Annotated in this window: 21 protein-coding genes; 3 read left to right on the forward strand and 18 right to left on the reverse strand. The window is 58.8% G+C overall.

The genetic code is table 11. From position 1 onward, the window contains the following. Positions 1–126: 126 nt before the first annotated feature. Positions 127–450 (reverse strand): divalent-cation tolerance protein CutA, encoded by a 324-nt coding sequence (cutA, locus tag AC2VNM_RS08145; protein WP_483189506.1) that lies wholly within the window; start codon positions 448–450, stop codon positions 127–129. A 146-nt stretch (positions 451–596) separates the two neighbouring features. Here cutA and AC2VNM_RS08150 point away from each other — a divergent pair, with 146 nt between their 5' ends. The 3 genes from AC2VNM_RS08150 to AC2VNM_RS08160 all read left to right on the forward strand — a co-directional run bounded on the left by AC2VNM_RS08150 (position 597) and on the right by AC2VNM_RS08160 (position 3,103). Further along, positions 597–1,832, forward strand: a complete 1,236-nt coding sequence (locus AC2VNM_RS08150; RefSeq protein ID WP_486913124.1) for a carbohydrate porin — start codon at positions 597–599, stop codon at positions 1,830–1,832. An 87-nt stretch (positions 1,833–1,919) separates the two neighbouring features. Then, positions 1,920–2,534: a BMC domain-containing protein gene (locus tag AC2VNM_RS08155; RefSeq protein ID WP_215871711.1), complete on the forward strand. Its 615-nt coding sequence runs from the start codon at positions 1,920–1,922 to the stop codon at positions 2,532–2,534. Between the two features lie 5 nt (positions 2,535–2,539). Further along, a complete protein-coding gene (locus AC2VNM_RS08160) occupies positions 2,540–3,103 on the forward strand; it encodes an NUDIX hydrolase (RefSeq protein WP_483165759.1) in 564 nt (187 codons plus the stop codon). A gap of 66 nt (positions 3,104–3,169) precedes the next feature. On the opposite strand, the gene AC2VNM_RS08165 is transcribed toward AC2VNM_RS08160, so the two are convergent. The 17 genes from AC2VNM_RS08165 to AC2VNM_RS08245 all read right to left on the reverse strand — a co-directional run bounded on the left by AC2VNM_RS08165 (position 3,170) and on the right by AC2VNM_RS08245 (position 19,598). Further along, on the reverse strand, positions 3,170–3,967 hold the full coding sequence (locus AC2VNM_RS08165; RefSeq protein WP_483165838.1) for a CbbQ/NirQ/NorQ domain-containing protein: 798 nt from the start codon (positions 3,965–3,967) through the stop codon (positions 3,170–3,172). Positions 3,968–3,986: 19 nt separating this feature from the next. Further along, positions 3,987–4,313 carry a P-II family nitrogen regulator gene (locus tag AC2VNM_RS08170; protein WP_483165760.1) on the reverse strand — a complete coding sequence of 109 codons (327 nt, stop codon included), beginning with the start codon at positions 4,311–4,313 and terminating at the stop codon, positions 3,987–3,989. Then, positions 4,310–7,456: a DUF2309 domain-containing protein gene (locus AC2VNM_RS08175; RefSeq protein WP_486913125.1), complete on the reverse strand. Its 3,147-nt coding sequence runs from the start codon at positions 7,454–7,456 to the stop codon at positions 4,310–4,312. Before AC2VNM_RS08175 ends, AC2VNM_RS08170 begins: the two co-directional genes overlap by 4 nt. Then, positions 7,441–8,214: a hypothetical protein gene (locus AC2VNM_RS08180; RefSeq protein ID WP_483165762.1), complete on the reverse strand. Its 774-nt coding sequence runs from the start codon at positions 8,212–8,214 to the stop codon at positions 7,441–7,443. Before AC2VNM_RS08180 ends, AC2VNM_RS08175 begins: the two co-directional genes overlap by 16 nt. Positions 8,215–8,218: 4 nt before the next feature. Further along, complete coding sequence (locus AC2VNM_RS08185) at positions 8,219–9,907, reverse strand: NADH-quinone oxidoreductase subunit 5 family protein (protein WP_483189504.1); 1,689 nt, start codon at positions 9,905–9,907, stop codon at positions 8,219–8,221. Positions 9,908–9,994: 87 nt separating this feature from the next. Then, positions 9,995–12,346, reverse strand: a complete 2,352-nt coding sequence (locus tag AC2VNM_RS08190) for a nitric oxide reductase activation protein NorD (RefSeq protein ID WP_483189503.1) — start codon at positions 12,344–12,346, stop codon at positions 9,995–9,997. Between the two features lie 89 nt (positions 12,347–12,435). Beyond that, positions 12,436–12,657: a hypothetical protein gene (locus tag AC2VNM_RS08195; protein WP_483165765.1), complete on the reverse strand. Its 222-nt coding sequence runs from the start codon at positions 12,655–12,657 to the stop codon at positions 12,436–12,438. Further along, positions 12,654–13,274 (reverse strand): ParA family partition ATPase, encoded by a 621-nt coding sequence (gene parA / locus AC2VNM_RS08200; RefSeq protein ID WP_483165766.1) that lies wholly within the window; start codon positions 13,272–13,274, stop codon positions 12,654–12,656. The genes AC2VNM_RS08195 and parA overlap by 4 nt, the downstream gene beginning before the upstream one ends. 3 nt (positions 13,275–13,277) lie before the next feature. After that, complete coding sequence (locus AC2VNM_RS08205; protein ID WP_483189502.1) at positions 13,278–13,553, reverse strand: hypothetical protein; 276 nt, start codon at positions 13,551–13,553, stop codon at positions 13,278–13,280. Next, positions 13,543–13,989 carry a ferritin-like domain-containing protein gene (locus tag AC2VNM_RS08210; protein WP_483165768.1) on the reverse strand — a complete coding sequence of 149 codons (447 nt, stop codon included), beginning with the start codon at positions 13,987–13,989 and terminating at the stop codon, positions 13,543–13,545. The genes AC2VNM_RS08205 and AC2VNM_RS08210 overlap by 11 nt, the downstream gene beginning before the upstream one ends. A 12-nt stretch (positions 13,990–14,001) precedes the next feature. Next, complete coding sequence (csoS1, locus tag AC2VNM_RS08215) at positions 14,002–14,340, reverse strand: alpha-carboxysome major shell protein CsoS1 (RefSeq protein WP_483165769.1); 339 nt, start codon at positions 14,338–14,340, stop codon at positions 14,002–14,004. A gap of 75 nt (positions 14,341–14,415) precedes the next feature. After that, positions 14,416–14,712 (reverse strand): alpha-carboxysome major shell protein CsoS1, encoded by a 297-nt coding sequence (gene csoS1 / locus AC2VNM_RS08220; protein ID WP_483165770.1) that lies wholly within the window; start codon positions 14,710–14,712, stop codon positions 14,416–14,418. Between the two features lie 56 nt (positions 14,713–14,768). Further along, complete coding sequence (gene csoS1, locus AC2VNM_RS08225; RefSeq protein ID WP_004871256.1) at positions 14,769–15,065, reverse strand: alpha-carboxysome major shell protein CsoS1; 297 nt, start codon at positions 15,063–15,065, stop codon at positions 14,769–14,771. A gap of 36 nt (positions 15,066–15,101) precedes the next feature. Beyond that, the gene (locus tag AC2VNM_RS08230) at positions 15,102–15,338 is read right to left on the reverse strand and encodes a carboxysome peptide B (RefSeq protein WP_483165771.1); all 237 of its coding nucleotides are present in this window, start codon (positions 15,336–15,338) and stop codon (positions 15,102–15,104) included. A gap of 10 nt (positions 15,339–15,348) precedes the next feature. Further along, entirely contained in the window at positions 15,349–15,600 is a 252-nt protein-coding gene (csoS4, locus tag AC2VNM_RS08235) for an alpha-carboxysome shell vertex protein CsoS4 (RefSeq protein ID WP_483165772.1), read from the reverse strand. Further along, positions 15,597–17,153, reverse strand: a complete 1,557-nt coding sequence (locus tag AC2VNM_RS08240; RefSeq protein ID WP_483165773.1) for a carboxysome shell carbonic anhydrase — start codon at positions 17,151–17,153, stop codon at positions 15,597–15,599. Before AC2VNM_RS08240 ends, csoS4 begins: the two co-directional genes overlap by 4 nt. 9 nt (positions 17,154–17,162) lie before the next feature. Then, positions 17,163–19,598, reverse strand: coding sequence for an alpha-carboxysome scaffolding protein CsoS2 (locus AC2VNM_RS08245; protein WP_486913126.1), 2,436 nt, complete (start codon positions 19,596–19,598; stop codon positions 17,163–17,165). Positions 19,599–19,635: the final 37 nt, after the last annotated feature.

Here is a 19,635-nt window from a genome sequence, read left to right on the forward strand (position 1 = left end):
CTCAGACGATCTCGATGCTCCCACCAGGATCTATGCCATCCGCTTGATTCCCCAACTCTCATGCACCGCTCCCCAGTTTGATGAAGGCTATGTCACCCCTTATCCCTAGCAAGACTCAGACCGTACTCATCCACGCAGCACGTCATCCATCCAGCCACGATAGGAGGCCAGCGCCGTAGTCACGGGCAGTGCAAGAATTTCCGGGACTTCGTAAGGGTGCAACTCTAACAGGCGCCGCTCCAGAACGGAGTAGTGGCTCGCGAGCGTCTTACAAAGCAACAGCCTTTCGGCCGCGACTTGCACCTGCCCCTCCCAGAAAAATACCGATTGCATGGGCGCCAAGACCTGAACACAGGCCGCAAGTTTCTCCTCCACCAGGATCCCGGCGAGCCGCACGGCATCTGCCTCTTCCGGCAGCGAACAGAACACTATGATTATTTCTTCTGCCATACCCTGCTCCATCCAGATCGGCTGAGCTCAATGCAGCATAGCAGAAGAGCAGCGGGCAAATCGCGACAGTATATGAATTGACGTTTCAGGGGCTTTCACGAGATAATTATGCAACTAGGTTGCATAGCCTCAGTGAAAGCCTCTCTATGCCAAATCCCCGCCAATTGATCGCGCTACCACGCGTTTTCCCGACTACCGGCATCGCAAAGAAACCGCCAATACTTTTCCTTACAACTACTCTCTGCCTGACCGCCGGTAGCCTGGCACAAGCGGCTCCCCTCTCCCGCTCCATTCCCGAAGAGCAGCACATCCACTGGTGGAATGGTCTTTCCCTGGTCAATCACGTGGACCTGGAGGGAGTTGCCAATCTCAGAGGCGGTCAGGCCCGCGGTAGCGCCGGCACCTTCCTGTGGAAGGGAGCATTGGCCCTGCATACTGACAAGGCTGGCTGGTGGCAGGGAGGTTTGTTTCTGGTAGAAGGACTGGTGGCGAACAGCGGCGATCCCGATCGCTACGTCGGCGATGTACAGTCAGTGTCCAACCTGACCACACCTACCGCGCACGTCGCTCGTCTCTACAAGGCCTATTACCGCCAAAATCTGGGGCCTTTCACATTTCGTGTGGGTCTAATCAATCCCAACGACTACTTTAATGATACCGGAGTCGCTGCGGAGTTGTTCAACGCTTCTTTCGGCATCTATCCCGTCATTTCAGGCAACATTCCCTACACACCCACCTATCCCTATTCGAGTCTGGGAGTCATGGCTGCCTATACGGTGGAGGAGACCACCCTGCAGGCTGGGGTCTTCAATGCCGACGGCTACACCGATCTGCGCGCGCCCTGGGGGGGAGAAGGGCAGATCTATTACGGCGAGATCGACGAAAATCTGGCACTGGCGTCCGACAAGTTGGCCCTCAAGGCCGGTGGATATTACAACCACGTCAGCAGCGACTACTTGCGTAACGCGATTGCCATTGGCCCTGCACCCAGTCAGGGAGGCTTTTACGGCACGGCCGAGTACCGTTGGAAGAGCGGTAATAGCGAGGACTGGGGCGCCTTCGTGCAGGCCGGTGCTGCGCCCAATTCCGCGAGTACCTCTCCCATCAACGCCTACGTGGGAGCAGGATTGCGGTTGCGAGATTTCCTGCCCGCCTCACCCAAGAGCACCCTGAGCCTGGGCTTTGCCCGCGCCTGGCAGCGGCAAGCTGGCGCGGAAACCTCAGTGGAGGTCAATTGGTATCAGCCGGTCTTTCACAATTTCTATATCCAGCCCGACCTGCAATACGTGATCAATCCCGGCGCCAATGCGCCGGGCAATACCCTACCCAACGCTTTGGTCGGCATCTTGCGCGTCGGTTGGCGCGGAAGCCTCTGGGGATAACTACAGGGGCAAAAGCGGTACATACAAGCGGCTATAAATAGAAGCATGTTTCGCTTATACTTAGGAAGATATGTCAAAGTCCTTTTCATGATCCAGCTTCGCACCTACGTTTACATCGATTCTCTGCAACCCCAGCTTGCCGCGTACATGGCCTCGGTCTCCCAGGGCTTCTTACCGGTGCCTGGGGACGCGGCGTTGTGGATCGAGGTATCGCCAGGCATGGCAGTGCATCGTCTGACCGACATCGCTCTCAAGGCGACCCGAGTGCATCTCTCGCAGCAGGTGGTGGAGCGCGAATTTGGTACCATGGTGGTACACCATCGCGATCAGAGCGATGTCCGCGAGGCGGGGCGCGTGGTACTGCAGCGCATGGGCGCGCAACAGAGTGACCGTGCGGTCTGCCGCGTCACCTGGAACGAGATCATCCGCGGCATGATGCCGGACCATACCGTGCTCATCAATCGCCAGAATCGCCGCGGGTCGATGATTCTACCCGAACAGAGCATGTTCATTCTGGAAACCGAACCTGCAGGCTATGTGATCTACGCCGCCAATCAGGCGGAAAAAGCAGCCAACATCACCCTCATCGATGTCCGTGCGGTCGGCGCCTACGGTCGTCTAACCATTGCTGGCCGCGAGGCCGACGTCGACGAGGCGGCAGCAGCGGCGGTCCATGCTGTCCAGAATCCCTCTTGGAGCTGATTGGGATGGATCGGAAGGAACTGCAGCACGCCTTATGTCACTACCGCTCGCGCTACCCCGAAGAGGCGGCGTATGCGCGCCAGGGTTGCGCCCTCCTGGCCAGCGAAGTGGACTGTTTTCTGCGCAATGGACCGGGCCTACACATCACCGCGTCCTGCTGGGTACTCAATCCCGCAGGGGATCATACGTTATTGATGTTGCACCGCAAGCTGGGACGCTGGTTTCAGCCCGGCGGCCATAGCGATGGAGATGAAAATGTCCTGCGGGTCGCTCTCAAAGAGTGCAGCGAGGAAACTGGCCTTCCCACCGAAGAGATACATTTCCTTTCCAGGCAGATTTTCGACATCGACATTCACCGCATCCCGGCGCGGCGCGAAGAGCCGGAACATCGGCATCTCGATATCCGCTTTTTGATGGAAATCGACGATCGTTTGCCCTTAATCGGCAACAGCGAGTCCCATGAGTTACGCTGGGTGCCGCTACACGAAGTGCATAGCTACAACCGCGAGCTTTCCATTCACCGGCTTCTGGTCAAAAGTCAGGAGTGGCTGCGGCAGCACCGCCGCTGAGTCTGGCACCACCCTATGGGGAGGGGGTGGTCCCAGCAGCGTGGCACCATCCGCCCAAGGTCCATTTCAGAAGAAGGTCGTCACCGCTGCGTCGAGGGCATCACGCATATCAGGGTCATCGGTGATCGGACGGACCAACGCCACACTGCAGGCAGCCAGCGGCTCAATGCCCTTCTCAATCAAAGAACCTGCGTAAATCAGCATACGCGTTGACAGCCCTTCATCCAGGCCGTGGCCCTTGAGATTGCGCGAGCGCTCTGCAATCGATACCAGCTTGCCGGCCATCTCTGTGGAGACCCCCGATTCGTGCGCCACGATCTCGATTTCCAGATCGCGGTCGGGATAGGAAAAATCGAGGGCACCGAAGCGCTGCTTGGTGGACTGCTTCAGGTCTTTCATCGACGACTGATAGCCAGGATTGTAGGAAATCACCAGCAGGAAATCGGGATGAGCGTGCAGTAGTTCGCCCTTCTTGTCGAGGGGCAAGGTGCGGCGATGGTCAGTGAGGGGATGAATCACCACCGTGGTGTCCTGCCGTGCCTCTACCACTTCATCCAGATAGCAGATGGCGCCCATACGCGCGGCGGTGGTCAAGGGCCCGTCCTGCCACTTGGTGCCGTCCTTGTCGAGGAGAAAGCGCCCCACCAGGTCCGAGGCCGTCATGTCTTCGTTACAGGCGACGCTGATCAGCGGCCGCTGCAGACGCCAGGCCATATACTCGATAAATCGCGATTTGCCGCACCCCGTCGGCCCTTTTACCATCATCGGCAAACGCGCTGCGTAAGCCGCCTCGAAGAGGGAGATCTCGTCATGGACCTCCTTGTAGTAAGGCTCTTCGGTAATTTGATACTGCTCTTGATCCATACTCACGAACATCTCCTTCTCAATTCTTGAACTTCACCAAGCGGCTCACCTGAATGTCGGATACGAACATCACCCCCTGATGTCTTTCAAAGAAGGGCGTAAAGCCCTCCAGAATCGGCGCGAGCAAGTCTTCAGGCACGGCAACGATGATCATGATCAAAACATCATCTTCGTTGAACATCAAATGGCCCTCGTAGATGCCATGGCTGCCTTTGCCCGAAAGATTACCGACGATGCTATAGCCCTTGACCCCCGCGCGGTCGAGGAGATCGGTGGCAAAATCGCGGTGTGCGCCTTCGAGAATGATCTCGATCTTTTTCAATGGATGAAGATTGAGGGTGTTCATGCACTAGCCTCCAATAAGCTCTGCCGATATTGTCTACCCGATTCCGGGTGCACCTGAAATTCGCCTTCTTCCAGCACCAGACAACGGTAATCGTCCTCGGGATCGATGACGATGACCCGCAGCCAGCCGCCCATGATCAGCGCCTTCACCTTGGGCAGACGGCCCACGGCAGCGAGGACGAAGCCCGCGGGCGCCTCGACCAAAGCAATGAGGCGAACCGGCTCGTGGTAGGGTTTACCCTCCCGATACATCGACTGAATGGGCAAGCCGGTGCGCAGATCGCTCTGATTTCCGGTCATTACCCCGAAACGACCGGCAACGTTGTGATACGCCTTGCTGCCGCTGCCGTAGTGATGCACGTCCGTCGTCGAAAAGTAATGCTCCAGATTGATCCACTCGCCCACCACCACTGGCGCCGAGAGGATGTTTTCCAGGAAGCGGCCTTTCGGGTCCAAGCGATAGTCATAGGATTGCAGGAAGGATCGCCCCTGCAGGTCCACCCCTTCGGTCAGGTGACGAGCACCAATGATGCCATAGAGGTTGCGGGAAAGGCCCCACTCGGGGCGCACCTGCGACCAATCATGGGCATGGCGGCGCGCCAGGGCCGCTGCCGCGATGGGCTCAGCAGCCAGAGCCTGACTAGCACCCAAGGTGGGCATACGCTCCGCAGCCGTGCGCCGGGTTGCCGCAGTCAGGCCATTTTGCAAGCGCTCGAGATAGAGTAGGTGGCGCGCCGGGAGGAGGTCGAGATCATGCAAGGTGATTTCATCCGTAGTCGTGTTATGAACGGCGGGTAGAAACCAAGTATCTTCCGGTATGGCAATGCCTTTCTCTAAGAGGCGTCGACGCACTTCGGGCTTGTTGGCCATGGTACATATAACCCGAGCATTGGGTAGTCCCCGGCCACCACCACAGGCACCACAGTCCAGCGCTGACTCGTAGGGATTGTTCTGCGTCTGGCTTTCATGCCCCACCATCAGCACAAAGCGGGAAAAATTTTGGCTCAATCCGGTGGACAACAAGGCGTTCGACACGTAATGCACCTGCTCGTCCAGACTGAATCCGAGGCGAGCGATCCGTTCCATCTGCAGGCTTGTCTCATATCGATCTACGCGGTACACGCTGCGGAGTTTGTCGATAAACTCGGCTTCTGCCTCCGGAGTCAAAGCGAGGCGATTCGCCAACGCACTTTTCCCACTCAGATTGCCCAGGGCAATTTCCCGGAGTTCACGGATTTCATCGTCGGTTACGTGTTCGCGGTGCATCCCCAGCTCCCGCTGCAGGGCGCGCACGATCATGGCCCGTTGCACCGCACGGATGATGGAACCAGCCTGCTCAGCATTAAGCTTGTCGACCAGCAGACGTGTGACGGGTTTAGCGGCATGTAGATGCCCGTGCGTTTCGTGATAGAACACCGGGGCCACGGTTTTGCCGATCAAGCCCAGACTGAAGATCAGGCCGACGGCCTCCACGGCCACAAAAGGCGATAAAACCGAGGATTTGATATCGTGCAGCACGTGTTCAAGCGCTCCATAGAGTGGCTCCTCTTCCAGCTCCAGTTCCGCCGGGATTTCGACGATGAGGTTTTTGGGGGTCTGTACCGCTGGGCACAGATGCACCTCGCTGCCCTTGCCATATTCCAGGAAGCCAATGGGCACACCAAAGAAGCCGGCAATACCAAAGGTTTGATAATCACCCAGCGCCTCCAGATGGCGGCGGATCGGCTCCGAGCGCACGTCGATACAGAAAAACGCCTGGGCAAAGGGACGTTTTTTCGGATGGTCTTCCGGCAGGCGCACCTTCCGCACCAAATCCGTGATGTAATGCGACTCCATGGCGCGCAGCCAGGCAAACCCTTCCGCTCGCTCCCAACGGCGCAGCACATTCACGAATTCAGCTACCTGTTCCGGGGCCAGGGACTGCAATGCGGATAGGGCACCGCTTCCCACCCGCCCCGCCAAAGCGCGTAAGACGCGAGTTTTGCGCTCTGCCTCGTGCGTCCGTTTGGCCTGAATGTATTCTTTGGCCAGAGTCGCATAGCCGCTCCGAGAACGACGCGCGAGCGCATCATCCACGCGCTGCGCCCAGGCCGGCAAGATCGTCCCGACATGGAGCTCACTGCGCAGATACGCGCCATGCGGATCGTCGTGCACAAATTGCTGCAGAGCTTCTGCATCTCCCGGACAACCGTAATGACGGACAGCCTCTTGCACCAAAGACAGACCCAGCACCATGCGTACCGCAAGGTAATCCGTCAGATCTGCGGGATATTGCTGGGCCCAGTAATAATGCTTCGCCGTGCTGCGAAAGCGAATGAAACCCGCCCAGCCATGCAAGCGAGTGAGTTGGCGGGTAATGTATTTTTGCCAATGGTCTTCCGGTATCTTCAATAAATGCAAAATGTGCGCAATGGTACTCTCGGGACTCTCACTGGATGCCAACAGCTCACGCAGGTGCAACCCAAGCAGGGTGAAGCGCAGATTGTGCTGGGCAACATCCTTCCAGGAGGCAAAAAAGCCTTTCTCCCGACTCGGGGCCTGCCATGCAGACTGTCCTTCGTCAAAAAAATCCAGGCAGCTTTTTACCAGCAACTCATCCAGGGTATCGCCAATTTTCGTTCCGAAAAGGCGGTCGATGTTGTCATACAGGGGGCCATCACTGGCAATCTTGCGTCCTAACACGGTCCGCAAACGCTCCAGAAGCACCGTTTCGTCGAGCTCGGGGGCCGGCCGTCCCTGCAAGGCAGCGGCCAAGACCTCCCCATCCAACCAGTCACTGGCCTGGACCAGACGTTCGGAGCGGCATTCCGTCATGATCGTCCACAACCAGGCCTCGAAATCGATGCCAGGAAGATCGACAGATTGCTCGCGCAGAAAACCCTGCAGATAGCGCCGCAAGGCGGCGTCATCCACCTTGCCTTCGGCTCGATATCCCTGATAATGCGAGCGGGGTAGGTATCCGCGACCGTGGAACAGGCGGCTACCCTCCTCCACCGCATCCGGAAAAGGCAGATGCTCCAGACCAAAGAGCGGATTGTGATGGATGAAGGTACGCATGGGCCAGAAACGCGGGATCGGCTCGCCCGCAACGTAGATCATTGAGCGCACCTTGAGGCGATCGCCCAGGGTCAGTTTCCTATCCATAGGCCACTCCAGACGAGTCCAAACAATGCGAAAAGGAACAGCACTCCGGCACCCACACTGGTCACCGTGCCCCCGATATCCGTCAGCGGCTCCCCCTGGTAAATACCAAAGAGCAGATCCTGCAGGAATTTACCGATCGACCATCCCCAGATCATCAAGAGCAGCAACAAAGGCCACAACCAAGACAAACTGAGCAAGTGAAATACCTGCAACATTGCAAAAAACCCGGGGAATACCGGCGTCGCCACCAGAGCCAACGCAGTAACGGTGATCAGTCCACTAAGACGCGGCAGTTCCGTGGCGAGTCCGCCACGCAACCCCAGATAGGCACCGCCCATCCGCTGACTCAGCAGACCCGCCCAGATCATGAGCAAGGCCGCCGGCACGGACCAAGCCAGGACGAACAGTTGCGTCAGATGCACCGGGCTACCACTGGCCACCAGCAACCAAGTCAGCGTCAATCCGGAACTCGCACTAAGACGCGACCAGACGCTGATTTCCCGTGCACTCACGGCGCGAAAGGCATAAAAAACCGCGGTGAAGAGTACCATCATCAACCAGATCCGTTGCCCGAGTACGGGCAAGGGCAAGAAGGGCCCGGTGTGGTACAGCAACAGAATCCCCAATTGTGGCAAGACCAGAAGCGCCAATGCCCTACCCCAGGGTCCCGGTGCCGTCGCCACCAAGCGATTGAAAATCAAACTCAGCGGAAAAATGGGGAGCAGAACTGCGCTAATCAGAAGAACGATCCATTCCATGGGCTTAACTCCAGCGGAACCAGACGTTGAGACGACGGGATGCAGCAAACAGCACCTGTGTCATGCGCACAAAAAAGTCATTCAGATAGAGTTCGCGGGTCAGGAGCGCATACAGTGCCACATAGGTACCATGCCATTTTTCGCTGAGATGTTGTCCCCAATCGCGGGCGTCGGCAAAGAAAGTCAGCGCCCAGCCGCCAACAAAGAGCAGGGCCAAGATGATGACCAAGACATCATACGAAAGCACTCCGATACTTGCCGAGGCAAAGAGCCGCTTACTGGCCCCGTGCTCCGGATAGAGGAAGTTCCCAAAGTAGTGACTGATCAAGGTATAGCCAATCACCACGAGCACGAAAGAGCCCAGTATCCCACCCATGACCTGCCAGGGATTGCTGTGGGTCATCTTGTGCGTGGCAAATAGCGCCTGCGCGCCAGTAACCCAAGCGAAGAACAGCAGAATGATGACCCCCTGCTCGAAGAACAGGTGCGAGGCCACAAAGAAGTGCGACAGACTCAGCACCAGCACTGGTACGAGAATGGTGAGTGCCGCGGCGGTAATCAATGGTAGACGGGAGGGTTTATTGGGCCGACGCTCCACCACCGAGACATAGACGGGGTCTGGGGGTACGCCGTCCGCGGCGCGGGCCTCACCAATGGCGTTGCCCGCTCCCAGAAAGAGCGACGCCTTGAAAAAACCGTGGGCGATGAGGTGGAATACTGCCAGCGGGAATGCACCCAGACCACACTCCATCACCATGAAACCCATCTGGCCCATGGTCGAATAACCTAGGGAGCGCTTGATATCGTTTTGAATCAGCATCAACGCCGATCCCAAGACCGCGGTGATCAGTCCCACCACAAAGGCGATGTGCAGGGCCAGACTGGTATACTCAAAGATCGGCGCAAAGCGGTTGAAGAGGAAACCGCCGGCATTGACGATGCCGGCGTGCATCAGCGCCGAGACGGGTGTCGGGCCGTCCATGGTGTAGGGTAGCCAGCCATGCAGCAGGAACTGCGCCGAGCGGGCAAAGGCGGAGATGGCGATAAGGATGCCGACCCAGGCCGGGACAGGCATGCCCCAGAGCTGCACGGCATTCGGCGCGGCCGCCACCTGCGCGAAGATGACCGGCAAGGACAGGCTATGATAGGCCTTGAACAGAATGAACGCCGCCAGCCAGAGAGGTAGATCACCAAAGCGATAGGTAATCTGCGTCCAGAAGGCATAGCGCCCGGATGCCGAACGATCGGTGTCGTGTCCGAGCAGAAAATAGAGAAACACCCCCACCAAAAACCAGGCCACCAACAGGGTAATCAAATCCGCTGCGGAGACCATGAAAAAGATGGTTGCCGTCATCAGATCGAGCAGGGCAAAGAAGCGCGGATAATTCGGCTCCTCGACCATATAGCGGACCGAATACATATGTACTAGGAGACTGATTCCCGATACGAAGGTCCACATGATCAAGGCCAGGGGATCCAGCCAGATGCTCCCCCAGATCTGTCCGATCCATTCCACCCTCGCCACCTGCGAGGTGATGTAGTCACCCAATAAAGACAGCGACAGCAGGAAGGTCAGCAAAGTGGCCAGCACGCTGAGGCGCGCAGCTGTTCCCTTGCGGTTACGCAAGAACAGAAAAATGATCGCTGCCGACAGGACGGGCACGAAAGGAATCACAATCGCTAGGGTGTCCATCAAAAACTCCTTGTTGCCGAGGCACAGGGGAATCCACCAGATCCCGCGAGGTAGGATTCCCTGCCAGTGTTACCAAAAGATTTCCCGTTAGGACTTGGTCATCGATACATAGAGCTGCGGCAATTTCAGCGGAAGACTATCGACATGATCCAGCACCAAGTAGTTGCGCTGGCCAAAGATACGGCTGACATACTCGTCGGCGTAGGGATCGAGAGACAGGCAGAATGTGCGGATTCCCTTGCGCGCCAGTTCCTCCACCGCCCGTTTGCTATCGAAACGCAGATACTGCGGATCACGCACGTCATTGTCTGCCGGCTCGCCGTCGGTGAGCAGGATCAGCAACTTTTTCTGGCTCGGATACTGCTCCATCAGATGCCCGGTGTGGCGCAATGCCGCACCCATGCGCGTGGAGAGTTTGCCGGTCATGCCGGCCAGGCGTCCTTTCACCTTCTCGTCATAAGGCGCAGCGAAGGATTTGAAGGTGTAAAATTCGACGTCGTGGCGACCGTTGGAGTCAAAGCCGCACAGCATAAAGGGATCGCCAATCCGGTCGAGAGCGCCGGCGAGCAATACGGCAGCCTCGCGCGCCAGCTGCAACACCGTGACATCTCCCTCGCTGCGCGAGCGCAGCTTGTCGTTGGTCGATTCCGAAAGGTCGATGAGCAGGGTCACCGATAGGTCACGAATGTGCAGCCGGGTACGAATGCCGATGCGCGGATCGGGCTGCTGTCCCATGCGGATATCGGTCATCGCCAGAATCGCCGCATTGATGTCGATGTCATCGCCATCTTCCACCTTGCGCGTACGCACCACACCTTGCGGCTGGATGGCCTCGATCATCTTGCCGATCTTCTGCACCAAAGGCTTGTGCTGCTCCAACAGAGCCTCGATTTCCGCTGGGTCTCCCATTTTCGGGCGCTTCTCGTAGACCGTAGTCCACATCGGGCGTTCCAGCTGTGTCTGGTAATCCCACTCGGAATAGCTCACCGGCTGCGCGACCGGCTCCTTCCCCTCCTTCTCGTTGAAGGTCTTGCCGTCGTCGTCATAGAGCTCGGTGGCGAGAATCCAGATCTCCTGGGCGTCATCACCAGCATACTCCACATCGAGAGTGTTGATCATCTCCATCAGATTTACATACTTGCGTACCTGGGGCTGGCTACCGTTAAGGATATCGACTGCGCTCGCGGGCGGGGTCCACAGATAGCGGTTGTCGTCACGGTAGGGGCTGGACGGCTGATCCTTTTGCGCGGAAAACTCCAGGCCCAGCTCCTTGCTGAGTTCGGCAAGCTCCTCGGCGGCAGAGAGAAGAACGCCATACCGATCTTCCTGCTCGTCCAGGAGCCGCGGAAACAGACTCCGGACACGCGCCACCAACGGATGCTCGTCCTGATAATCGGGCTCGATGAGTGCATAGGCAGCCCGTTCGGCAAGTTCGCCAAGCCGCGCGTCGGCCTTTTTTTGCCGCACCGCCTCGGTTTGCCCGAGGCGCCGCCAGAGGGGCAGAAGTCCCGGGAAGCGCCGGCCCTCCAGGGTCTCCACCCGAGCGTCTTCCAAAACTCCAATCCAGAGCTTTTTCAGCGGGGTAGCGAGTTCCAGACGGGTATCGAACTGCGACTCAACGACATGCGCCGCGGCATGGGCGACCGCTGCCCGATAGACCTCCAGAGCAGGCACCTTGTCGTCGTCCGCGATTACCGCATCGTCGTACGCATCGGGAACAAAAATGAAATAGTCCTCGATGTAAGGCTGATAACCCGTGCGGCTTTCGTAATCGCCGGAGGTCGGACGCAGAAAGAAATCCCTTCCCCACAAAGCGCGTAGGTACATATTCAGGCGTCGCTGCACGTCCACAAAAAGGATGCCACGGTGCTCCTGCTGCAACACGGCAAGGGCCTGTGGGGTTTCCAGGCCAAAAAACTCCGCCTGCGCCGAAAAATCGTTGCGGTAGGCGGAAATGCCCCAGTTGGCCCAGCGCCGCAGCCCACCCAGGGTCATCTGTTCGAGGAGCACCTCGATTTTACCCAACATAGGGCGCACGCCTCGCGGGGCCTGCGCCAGCAATTGATCGAGAAGCAGGAGATAGCCGCGGAAAAGGTCGATCTCTCCCAGACGCTGGGCGACAATGGGGGCAGTCGAAAAAAACAGGACCAAGACCTCGGAGCTGGTCTTGGAGAACATGCGGATGGCGGTGGACAGCATTTCGAAAACCGCCTGCTCGCCAATTTCCCGTGCCACATGCGGACCGGCCTCAATGAAACTGAGCACGAGCTCCGTCCCGCGCCCCAAGGATTTGAGGCTGCGCGCACCCTCCAGATAGGCTTCCAGACCGCGCTGGGTAAAGATCCGCGCGGCCTCGTGCCAGTTCGCTTCGAGAACTGCCGATGCGTCGGGACCCAGTTCTTCGAGGATATCGGGATAGTCGGTCAGCAGGATTGCCATAAGAAGCTGCTCAGCTCGCCCTCCGGTAAAGGGGGGCCTCGGCCCCCGGTCGTCGTCGCTGGTTTATAGCGCGCTGTTGCCTGGCGGATTCAGTCCGGCCAGATACGCTGTGGATTCAACTCGCGTCCGCCGCCAGCATTGAGATCCGCAACAGATTCTGCTTTGGATTCACTGCTCGGAGGAGCCTTCTTCACGCTACCGCTTGAAGACTCTGGCGCCTTGCTTTGCACCAGAGTATCAGCCTTGCTGGTACTGCGCCGACGTGGACTCTGCATGCTCGCATTGAGCTTGTTTTCCAACTGGCTAGTCATTTGAGAACCTCCTCGATCAGTACCTCAATTTCCGCAACCGCAGCATCAGCTCGTTTCCCCATCTGGTAAACGCTTTTGCCCTCGACTGCAGCGTTGCGATAGATCGCTCTTCTCGCGATCTGCCCGCGAAAAACCGGCAATCCCAAAGTTACTATGGCATGTTCGGCCGCCCGCGACAGCGCGCTCCGCCCCTCGACCTGATTCAGCACAAGTGCCGCGCGCAGCTTCGGATTCTTCTTTCGAATTTCTTCAATGGCTTCGACACTGCGCTGACTCGCCCAAAGGTCGAGAGGCGAAGGGAGGACCGGTAGCAGCACGACGTCAGCAAGATCCAGAGCCTTTCGCGTTTCCACTGCCTCCAAGGCAGGAGGACAATCGATGACACAGTACTGTGCTGAACCGATTCCCGAGCTTTTCAGCGCCTCCCGACCGGCAACCGTCATACCATTGCCATCTTCTTCGCTCCAATCTGCCCAACGTTGGAGACTCCCTTGGGGGTCTGCGTCCAACAGCAAGGTACTAGCGCGCTGCGCAAGCCCGGATGCCAGGTTCCACGCCAGGGTCGTCTTACCGCAACCGCCCTTGGCGTTGAACAGAGCGATACGCAACGTCGCCATACCCTATTCCGCCGCAGCGTATGCCGCTTGTGCGGCATGCGCATATCCCGCGAGCCGGGCGTCAATCTGATCACCATCAAATTGCACGGCAACCACGACATAATCGCGCGCAAAATTCAGGTTTGGATAGTAGTCGAACTCTTCGGACAGTTCCGTTAGCCGATCCAGAAAGCTGCGGGTAGCCGCATAATCCGGGAAACTGAAACGTCGAGTCCAGGACAGCGGCTTGCCGCGCTCCTCCCAGCCATCGGGACAACCGGCGGAGGTCTCAGTGCCCATGATGGGTCCCGAGAGAGCTGATGGTTTCCTGCAGATGCATTAGATGCCCCTTTTCGTCTTCCAGCAGCTGCGCGAACAGCGAAGCAGTGGGTGCATCGCGCATTCGCTGACTGAAATCGAGGGCCTCGGCGTAAAGCTCTACTGCCGACCACTCGATCGCCACGTCCTGTTCGAGCATCTCCCGCAGATCCCTGCCCGGCCGCGACGGCCGCAAGGTGCCGGCACTGGGCGCAATGCCCATGCGCAACAGCTGATCGCTAAGCAGGCCCGCGTGCTCCAACTCCTCCCGAGATTCCCGGGCGAAGCTCTCGGCCCAGTCCTGCCAGCCCCAGAGTCGACACAGACGGGACTGCACGAGGTACTGCTGCACTGCCAGAAACTCATGACTGAGCGCTCGCCCGAGAAAACCGGCGATACGGGGATGCGGTCGCAACACGAACGCCTCTACTTAGCTTTGCACCGCACTGACGTCGCCATCGCGGCCACTACCGTCTGCAGTAGGCGTCGTCGGTAGAATGTTCTCCACTTCCGAGTGGACACGCGCGATGATGTGCGCTGCGACCAAGCCATCGCCAACCCGTTCGCAGGCATCGGCGCCAGCCCGAACCGCAGCGTTCACCGCACCGGTCTCGCCACGTACCAAGACCGTGACATAACCACCACCAACGAATTGACGACCGACCAGACGAACCTCTGCGGCCTTGGTCATGGCATCGGCCGCTTCGATAGCCGGCACCAGACCACGCGTCTCGATCATCCCCAAGGCAATGCCTGTTACTGTTGCCATGCTCTATCTCCCTCTAGGGTTTAGGAGGAGGGACACGACGAGCGACAGCCCGCCGTGTCACATCCACGAACTAGATTAGACGGTCGGCACCTTGGGTAGGATGTTTTCCACCTCAGAGTGCACACGGGCAATGATGTGGGCAGCCACCAAGCCATCGCCCACCCGCTCGCAAGCGTCGGCGCCGGCACGCACAGCCGCATTGACCGCACCAGTTTCACCACGCACCAGCACCGTCACATAGCCACCGCCAACAAACTGACGACCGATCAGGCGCACCTCAGCGGCTTTAGTCATGGCATCAGCCGCCTCGATAGCCGGCACCAAACCACGCGTTTCGATCATTCCGAGAGCAATACCTGTTACATCTGCCATTGTAATCTCCTAACAAAAATCAAAAAATCTTTGGGAACCTGACCGACCTAGCCGCTTTACGCGGTTGGAGCCTTGGGCAGGATGTTTTCCACTTCCGAATGCACGCGCGCGATGATGTGTGCGGCCACCAGACCGTCGCCGACGCGCTCGCAGGCATCGGCGCCAGCGCGAACCGCAGCGTTCACGGCACCGGTCTCGCCACGCACCAGGACCGTCACATAGCCGCCACCAACGAACTGACGTCCGATCAAGCGCACTTCTGCTGCCTTGGTCATGGCATCGGCCGCTTCAATTGCCGGCACCAAGCCACGAGTTTCGATCATTCCGAGAGCAATACCTGTTACATCTGCCATTATTCACCCCTCCTTACAGAGAAAAACCCGAACCCGTCAGGGTTCCCAAAAATCGATGATGCCACCAATGGTAAGGTCAGTGAGGACCTCGAAATCACCCTGCGCATAGCGCGCTGCCGAACCGGACACGGTAAACACCCACTTGCCCTTGGGGACACCGACCGGATCCGTTGCCACCACCATCTTCCCGTTACTATCACGCAATATCCGTAACGATGCCTGCTTCAAGCCGGGAATTCGGCGTGTCGTAACCAGATCGGACTGAACGCACATGATTTCCATCTCAGGCCGGCGTCCAGTTGTCGATGATACCGATAATTGTGAGGTCCGATGGGTAATCCTTGGATCCAGCGGCCTCCCGTGCTGCCGAGGAACCGACGCAGATGACCCAGTCACCAGGGATACAGCCGACCGCGTCGACCGCGACCGAACGCGTACCACCTTCCTTTTCCTGCACCACGAGCAAAGGACGATGCCCCATCTCGGCGATGCGATTGGTAGAGACCAGTGTCTTTTCCACCCGCATGATTCTCATGCCAAATCCACCTCCTCCAACGCGCTTCCCAAAGGCAGATCCTGAACGCTGCCATGCAGATACAGCCAGCCATCACGATCGAGCTGCGCGTAGCGCTGACGGATTGCATCTGCCACCCGCTGCAACTTGCTCACTACTCGTTCACGATTCCCGGGAACGCGCGAGTCATAGCGATAGTGCAGCGCCATGGGAATCGGCAACTGCCGTTCGACATTGAGATGCTTGAAGATCTTGATGCCTACATCAAGATCCGCAGCGCCCTCTTCTACTGTATCGAGACGGGCGTAATAGGCGACATTGCGCATCTGCAATTCCTGAAAACCATCACCCACACTAATAAAACGCTCGTCATGCCCAGCATCTGGGTACCACCCACCCACCCGATCCGCCACGTATTCGATCTGGCTCAGATTATTGATCAACAAAGTGGCAATGAGGCGACGCATACCGTCATGGGGCATGCCTTCCCCCTGTCCCCAGCCTGATGACTCAGCCGCGACACGAATCGCCTCGTAGACGGCGAGACGGGCGCGGTCGGCATCCATCTCCAGCGTTTGCCGATACACTTGTGCGTTATCGACGTAGCGATAGGCGCTCAGGTTGCCCTTGGCATCCGGCACATGGATACGAATGGCATCGGTATCCGTATCCAACCCAATCAGTAAAATGTCGGTGCTGGCACCGCAACAGAACTCGTTTTCGATGGCTTCACGGAACGCCTGCAGCCGCTGCATCGCCATTTCCAGCGCCAAGCTCTCATTGCTGCCATGCGCTGCACACCCCTCGTGCGTCGGATCGAGGGAGCTACCATGATACACCGCAACCTTCAGGTAGCGGGTCGGCACATCTGCCGTAGTCGGGAACCCTTCGCGATACCGGCGCAATTCGGTCGCCTGCCAGTCCTCGACATCCCTTTCCACATCGAAAAGCGTGCCCGCGAAAGCACTGCGACGCAGCAGGTGTCCCGCTGGCATACGCAGCACATAGGGCAAAAAACCCTTCAGACGACCGTCGGCGCAGAGCGAAAGGTTCATGGCGTGAAAACCACAGTCCACCAACATCGCATCGACATTCTCACCGGCCTGCAATTCCTCGCGCAGACGCTGAGAAAAACGCGCCACACCCAGTTCCAGTGCAGCAAACGTGGCGCTGGCAAAGAGGGAACGCATATCAAAACCCCGGACCCAGGCGTTTTCGAGCAGATTTTCCGGGAAGGAAAAGCCCAGACGCTCCTGAGCCAAGCGTTGTGCATTTTCCGCGTACCCACTACCCAGCCCGCGGGCGGCCACTTCCTGCAATACGGGCAGGATCGCATCAAAGCGACCTTTGACGCCGTCCTCACAGTGACCGAGCCGAACATTCTCCACCACATTCGTCAACGGATGACGACAGGAGCGGTGAGGCAGTGCGGTGCAGGCGGGATGCTCAGCTGCTATACCATTTGCGGCAAGAGGCGCTTGCCCCTGCGAAGAGTAGCGTTGTGCCATCGACATCGCTGGCGCCGAAGACGAAGCACTCTGGCGTAGGTGCCGCATTTTTCTTCGCGTATCCATACCTGCGCCTTATCCCCTTGCGCCACCAGAGTAGGTGACTGCCGCGCCTTTGCGGGCGCTGCCACTACTGCCAGTAACCTTGGAATCGCTCAGCGGTGCAGCCAGAGCCTGATTGCGGTTGACCCCGGCACTCATCACGCAGCTGCGAACCGCGCCGCGCTGGGTAGGATTGCGTCCCTGCGCCCAGGCTCCTTCAGTACCGGTAACCCGAGCGTTACGGCTCCAGTCATCGCCGGTGATCTGCCACGCACCCCGTTCTGGTGCGGCGGCCTCAGGCGCTGCTAGCATCTCCGCTGCCGGCGGCAGGGCGCTGTCCGATTGCGGCTCACGACTGCGAAACTCTGGAGTACCGGTAATCAGGCCGCGCGCCAGATTGACCGGTCCCGTGATGCGACCGCTCTGCTCAAACGCGTTACCAGTGATTCGGCTGCGCCCCTGCCGGGCAGGAGGGACAATACTGAAGTCCTGAGCGGGTACAGGCGTGCTAGCGACCGGCGCCGATGCGGCTGGTGCGGGCACAAAGCGTTGACTGCCGGCCGTGCCGCCTTGCATGGCATCCCACGCCATAGCCTTCTGCTTGTAGGAACAGCCATCACAAGCACAAGTGCCAGCCGGTGCCGTGGCCACGGTACCCATTTCCTCACCTTGGTAGGGCGTGCCGGAAACCGCCAGATCCTCACCCGCTTCGTTGCCGGTGACATTCTCTGCCGGCTCCATAGCGGGTCCGCTAACCCACTGACCTTTTGCCGTACGACTGACGGCAACCTTTGCTGCTTCCGCCTGCGGGGTGCTCGCGCAGTGGGCAAATTGCTCTTGCCCATGATATTCGGTTCCGGTGACGGGCCAGCACCCTCCCTGCTCGTCACCTGTCATTTTTGGGCGATGATCCATCCCCGTCCCGGTAATGGTCGATCCAGCGAGACTGGTCATGCTCTGGACTTTATCAACACCACCCCCGCACAGAATAGGGCTGTTGTAACCGGTACCCGTGACCCGCTGACAAGAGCCCGGCTCGTTGCCTGTAACCTTCTCGGAGCGATCCACGAGATTACCAGTGACCCGCTGCCCCTTGTCCGTCGCAACCGTCCCAACTTTGGCCGGCGACGGCGACGGCTTGGTGTTACACAGGGTCTGGTAGTTTTCCAGACTCAAGTACTCGGTACCCGTCAGCTGCCGACACGCACCCGGCTCCAGACCGGTAATGCGCTGACTGCCATCTACCGCTGTTCCAGACACCGTGCGACCGGCAAAGGTATGCGTTTCCGCCACCTTACGCGGAGCACCATTGATGGTCATCTTGGCGACGCCCGCATCCCAGTATTGGGAACCCGTAATGCTCCGCTGCGCCCCGGCCTCAAAGCCAGTCACACGATTGGCACGCGATTCATCACTGCCCGTTACAGGGAGCGCATTCTTTTGCGTGCTGCCCGTGATCACCTTTGCTGGACGCTCTGGGAGCTTGGCATTGCAGAAGCTCTGGAAGCTTTCACTGCTGAGGTATTCCGAGCCAGTCACATTGCGACATGCGCCGGACTCGTCACCGGTGACCGATGCGGAGCGTCCGACCTGGGTACCAGAGACCTGTTGCCGACCGGAGGTACTGGTCACCGTTACCTTGGCTGGACTGGCCGCAGGACGCTCGCCACAGAACTGATCAAATTGCTCAGCACCAATATATTCGGTTCCCGTGATGGGCCGACAAGTGCCCATCTCATTGCCGGTAACCGCGTCGCTGCGCTCCACTTGCGTACCGGTAACCATAGAGCCAGCCAAGGTCGTGCCTTCCTCGACCTTGCGAAACTTCTTTGCACGTCGTTTACCGGCGGCATCAGCGCCACCCTTGGCAAACCCGCGTCCCCGCTGCGCCTGTTCCTCGCGCCGCAATTTAGCGAACTCCCGCGCACTGCCATTTTCCAGGTAACGCAAACGAGCGGCCGCGGAACTCAGACCGCGTACAACGGTGAGTGCGGCCTTGCCCCGCTGCGCCAGGGTCTGCCGCCGTGCGCGACAGAGTTGCCGCACCGGGCGTTCACGCCAACCAAAGCTTTCGGGGCTTTGCTCGACGAGTTCACAGACGGAATCCAGGAATTCCTCCTCTACTCCGGGAATCAAAGCGGGTGCTGCCTCTTCGCTGACTGCTGGCGTTACCGTCGGAGTTACTGCTGCGGGTCTTTGACCGCGATGACGCACTTGGCGCTGCTGCGGATCGGCCCAGCATTGAGCCCCAGCGCAGCGCATGGCGCGATGGGCCAAGGCTGCCTCACGCCCGCTGCCACGAATCGCCATCTTCTCGGAATGGACCTCAAGAGCGGGAGCGACCCGCGTTTCCTGATTGTTCCCAGACTTTGGCGCGGAAGGCGCAACGACCGGCTTGGCCGCGCCGCCACCCTGCCTACGCATTGCCTGCTGGCGCCGCTTCTCCTGCGCCAAAGCCCGGCCCCGCATTGGACCGGATGCTGATGAATCCGACATACGTCCCCCT

Source organism: Acidithiobacillus sp. TH-A67, assembly GCF_057473545.1.

Coding starts and splice junctions, on each gene's coding strand:
- AC2VNM_RS08170 (WP_483165760.1), bottom strand. CDS start 4,313: ATGAACACCCTCAATCTTCATCCATTGAAAAAGATCGAGATCATTCTC.
- parA (WP_483165766.1), bottom strand. CDS start 13,274: ATGGCGACGTTGCGTATCGCTCTGTTCAACGCCAAGGGCGGTTGCGGT.
- AC2VNM_RS08180 (WP_483165762.1), bottom strand. CDS start 8,214: ATGGAATGGATCGTTCTTCTGATTAGCGCAGTTCTGCTCCCCATTTTT.
- csoS4 (WP_483165772.1), bottom strand. CDS start 15,600: ATGAGAATCATGCGGGTGGAAAAGACACTGGTCTCTACCAATCGCATC.
- csoS1 (WP_004871256.1), bottom strand. CDS start 15,065: ATGGCAGATGTAACAGGTATTGCTCTCGGAATGATCGAAACTCGTGGC.
- AC2VNM_RS08195 (WP_483165765.1), bottom strand. CDS start 12,657: ATGACTAGCCAGTTGGAAAACAAGCTCAATGCGAGCATGCAGAGTCCA.
- csoS1 (WP_483165770.1), bottom strand. CDS start 14,712: ATGGCAGATGTAACAGGTATTGCTCTCGGAATGATCGAAACGCGTGGT.
- AC2VNM_RS08190 (WP_483189503.1), bottom strand. CDS start 12,346: ATGGCAATCCTGCTGACCGACTATCCCGATATCCTCGAAGAACTGGGT.
- AC2VNM_RS08175 (WP_486913125.1), bottom strand. CDS start 7,456: ATGGATAGGAAACTGACCCTGGGCGATCGCCTCAAGGTGCGCTCAATG.
- AC2VNM_RS08165 (WP_483165838.1), bottom strand. CDS start 3,967: ATGGATCAAGAGCAGTATCAAATTACCGAAGAGCCTTACTACAAGGAG.
- AC2VNM_RS08205 (WP_483189502.1), bottom strand. CDS start 13,553: ATGGGCACTGAGACCTCCGCCGGTTGTCCCGATGGCTGGGAGGAGCGC.
- AC2VNM_RS08155 (WP_215871711.1), top strand. CDS start 1,920: ATGATCCAGCTTCGCACCTACGTTTACATCGATTCTCTGCAACCCCAG.
- AC2VNM_RS08245 (WP_486913126.1), bottom strand. CDS start 19,598: ATGCGGGGCCGGGCTTTGGCGCAGGAGAAGCGGCGCCAGCAGGCAATG.
- cutA (WP_483189506.1), bottom strand. CDS start 450: ATGGCAGAAGAAATAATCATAGTGTTCTGTTCGCTGCCGGAAGAGGCA.
- AC2VNM_RS08150 (WP_486913124.1), top strand. CDS start 597: ATGCCAAATCCCCGCCAATTGATCGCGCTACCACGCGTTTTCCCGACT.
- AC2VNM_RS08185 (WP_483189504.1), bottom strand. CDS start 9,907: ATGGACACCCTAGCGATTGTGATTCCTTTCGTGCCCGTCCTGTCGGCA.
- AC2VNM_RS08230 (WP_483165771.1), bottom strand. CDS start 15,338: ATGTGCGTTCAGTCCGATCTGGTTACGACACGCCGAATTCCCGGCTTG.
- AC2VNM_RS08160 (WP_483165759.1), top strand. CDS start 2,540: ATGGATCGGAAGGAACTGCAGCACGCCTTATGTCACTACCGCTCGCGC.
- AC2VNM_RS08240 (WP_483165773.1), bottom strand. CDS start 17,153: ATGGATACGCGAAGAAAAATGCGGCACCTACGCCAGAGTGCTTCGTCT.
- csoS1 (WP_483165769.1), bottom strand. CDS start 14,340: ATGGCAACAGTAACAGGCATTGCCTTGGGGATGATCGAGACGCGTGGT.